This is a genomic window from Planctomycetota bacterium, from assembly GCA_035574235.1.
In the GTDB taxonomy this organism is placed as follows: Bacteria; Planctomycetota; MHYJ01; order MHYJ01; family JACPRB01; genus DATLZA01.
Map to the genome: position 1 here is coordinate 1 of DATLZA010000152.1, position 2,976 is coordinate 2,976.

Here is a 2,976-nt window from a genome sequence, read left to right on the forward strand (position 1 = left end):
GCGCGACCCAGGAGGTCCGCGCCGTGCCCGATCTGCGCACCAACAGCGTCCTCGTCGCCGCCGCCGAGCCCAAGCTTCAGCTCATCGACGCGATCCTCCTGGAGCTCGACCGCCCGGTCAACGACCTCCTCGTCGTGAAGATCTACGAGCTCAAGAACGCCGATCCGGCGCAGATGGCCACGGTGCTTCAGACGCTGTTCAAGCCGCAGCAGGCGGCTTCCCCGGGAGGGACCGGCGCTTCGGGGCGAGCCCCGGCCCAGGGAGGCGGGACCGGAGTGCGCTGGGCGGGTCGCGAGGGGGGGGCGGCCGCCGCCTCCCCCCTCCTGCCCAGCCAGCAGGTGGACATCGCCCACGACGTCCGCACCCGTTCGGTCATCGTCAAGGCGTCGCGCGAGCACCTCGAGGTCATCGACGAGGTCGTCCGGCAGCTCGACGCCAATCCCACGGAGTCCGTGAGCACCTACTACGTGCCGCTCAAGAACCACACCGCCTACGAGCTGGCGGTGACGCTCCAGAATCTCCTGCGCGGGACGGGGACCGGATCGGGAACGAATCTCCAGCCGCGGACCCAGACGCCGCTTTTTCCGGGCGGGTTCGGCAACACGGGGATGAACCCCTATTTCGGCAACAACGGCGGTTTCGGCACGCGCGGGGGAACGTCCGGTCGGACGATGGGAAGCACCCGCACGCGGGGCGGATTCCTGGGGCCGCTCGACGGCCAGGAAACGCCCCCTCCTCCGGCGCCGGCCCAGGAGGAAGAGGAGCCGCGGCGCGGGATCGAAGGGCAGGTGGACATCCAGCCGGACCCGGCGACGAACGGGCTTCTCATCCGGACTTCGCCGCGCAACTTCGAGGCGATCCGGGCGTTGCTTCAGGACCTCGACCGCCTGCGGCCGCAGGTGCTCATCAAGGTGCTCATCGCGGACGTGACGCTCGACGAAAGCTCCCAGTTCGGCCTGGAGGGCTTCTGGGAGAACAAGATGCGCGTCCGCGGGGGGGATCTGGCGCGCAACCGCTTCGGGACGGACTTCGCGCTGGCCACCCAGGGGTTCACGTACCTCCTGGCGGGGGACGAGTTCCAGGCCACGCTCAACCTTCTGGCGCGGGAGGGGCGGCTGCGGGTGCTGGCCACGCCGCGGATTCTGGCGCTCGACAACGCCACGGCCAGCATCAACGTGGGCAAGGAAGTGCCGCGGATCACGAACACCCAGATCAATCAGCTCGGCAACACCGTCAACACCGTCCAGTACGAAAGCGTGGGGATCCTTCTACAGGTGACGCCGCACATCAACCCGGACGGGCTGGTCACGCTCGAGGTGGCGCCGGAGATTTCGGACGTGGCCTCGGCGGCCGAGAGCGTTCCCATCGCCCCGGGCGTGAACTCGCCTACCTTCAACGTGAACTCGGCGCTGACGACCGTGGCGGTCCGGAGCGGGACCACCGTGGTGATCGGGGGCCTCATCCGGGAGTCCACGGACCACGCGGTCGAAAAGGTGCCGGTCCTCGGGGACATCCCGGTGCTCGGGGCGCTCTTTTCGAACACGACCCAGCGGAAGGTGAAGCGGGAGCTGATGATCTTCCTTACGCCGTACGTGGCCTACACGGCCTCGCAGCTCGAGGAGCTCACGCAGATCGAGAAGGCCAAGCTGAGGCTTCTGGATCCGCGGGACGTCGAGGCGGAGAGCGACCGCTGGCTGGAGCGGGTGCGGCGATGAGGGCGCCGGCGCTCGTGGGCGCGCTCTTTCTTTCCGCCTGCGCCGCGGCGGGGCCCGATCCCGAGATGGCGGCGGGGCTTCTGGAGGAGGCGCTTCAGGCCGCGGAGCGGGGCGAGCACGCGCGGGCGGTGGAGCTCTGTACGCGGGCGCTCCGCGAGAATCCGGAGTTTCCCGAAGCCTACTACCATCGCGGCGTTTCCCGCGTGAAGCTGCGCCTCGCGCCGGCCGCCGAGATCGACGCGCGCGTCCAGGAGGAGCGGGCGCTGGAGGATTTCACGCGCGCGATTCAGCTGAATCCCGCCTACGGGGACGCGTACTTCAACCGGGCGATGGTGCTGGCCTCGCGGGCGCAGTACCGCCAGGCGGCCGAGGATCTGATCAACGCCGTCCGGTTCCGGCCGCAGGATCCGGAGCCGCGCCTGTGGCTGGGGCGGCTCTACGAGGAGAAGTTCGAGGACAAGACGGTCGAGGCGCTGGAGCACTACGAGAAGTACGTGGACCTCGGCGGGCGGGATCCGGAGGTCCGCGAGAAGGTGCGGCTGTGGAAGGAGCTCAAGAAGCAGGCTCCGGGGGCGCCCCCGGCGGCGCCCGCCCCGCCCCGCGCGCCTTCCGCCGAGGACGAGTCCCGCGCCCGGGACCTGCATGAGGAGTTCAAGCGCCACTTCGCGGAGGGGCGCAAGGAGGAGGCGTTGCGGACGATCACGGAGCTCCTGGGCAAGTACGGCCACACCCGATACGTGGAGGAGCGTCGTCGGGAGCTGAACGCGCTCCACAACGCGCTGCGGCGGTGAGCCCGCTTTGGGCGCTGGCGGCGCTCGTCCTCCAGGAGGATCCCGAGGCCGCCGAGCGCGAGCGGATCCGCGCCCGGCCGCCGCTTTCCGCCCAGGAGCGCGCGCTCTACGTCGTCCCCGCGGCGCCGCCCCCCCGGCCCCGCCTGTCCGCCCTGACGCTGGCGGTCTTTCCGCTTTCGTTTTCGGATCGGCCGTTCGGAACGGAGGACCCGGGGGAGCTTTTCTTCGTCCGCGCGGCGGCCTACTTCGCGCGCGTCTCGGGGGGAAGGTTCGCGCTCGGCGGCCGGGCGTATCCGCCGGTGGCGCTTCCGACGACGCGGGCGCGGTTCGGGACGCGCGATCTTGAGGCGGCCCTGAGGGAGGCGGCCGGGCGGGGGCTCGCTCCTTTCGACGCGGCGGCGTTCGTGGCGGCGGGCGGGCTGGGCGAGCGGGGCGGCCCTCTCTGGCCGCGCACCGGGACGCTCGGGGGG

General features: G+C 71.0%; 3 protein-coding genes. All 3 read left to right on the forward strand.

What is annotated here, in order from left to right; all coding sequences use genetic code 11:
• Nucleotides 1-1,715 (forward strand): secretin N-terminal domain-containing protein (locus VNO22_14005; GenBank protein ID HXG62485.1); only part of this gene is annotated, 1,715 nt, incomplete at its 5' end.
• Nucleotides 1,712-2,506 (forward strand): tetratricopeptide repeat protein, encoded by a 795-nt coding sequence (locus tag VNO22_14010; GenBank protein ID HXG62486.1) that lies wholly within the window; start codon nt 1,712-1,714, stop codon nt 2,504-2,506. The genes VNO22_14005 and VNO22_14010, both read left to right, overlap by 4 nt.
• Nucleotides 2,503-2,976 (forward strand): hypothetical protein (locus tag VNO22_14015; GenBank protein HXG62487.1); only part of this gene is annotated, 474 nt, incomplete at its 3' end. The genes VNO22_14010 and VNO22_14015, both read left to right, overlap by 4 nt.

Coding starts and splice junctions, on each gene's coding strand:
- VNO22_14010 (HXG62486.1), top strand. CDS start 1,712: ATGAGGGCGCCGGCGCTCGTGGGCGCGCTCTTTCTTTCCGCCTGCGCC.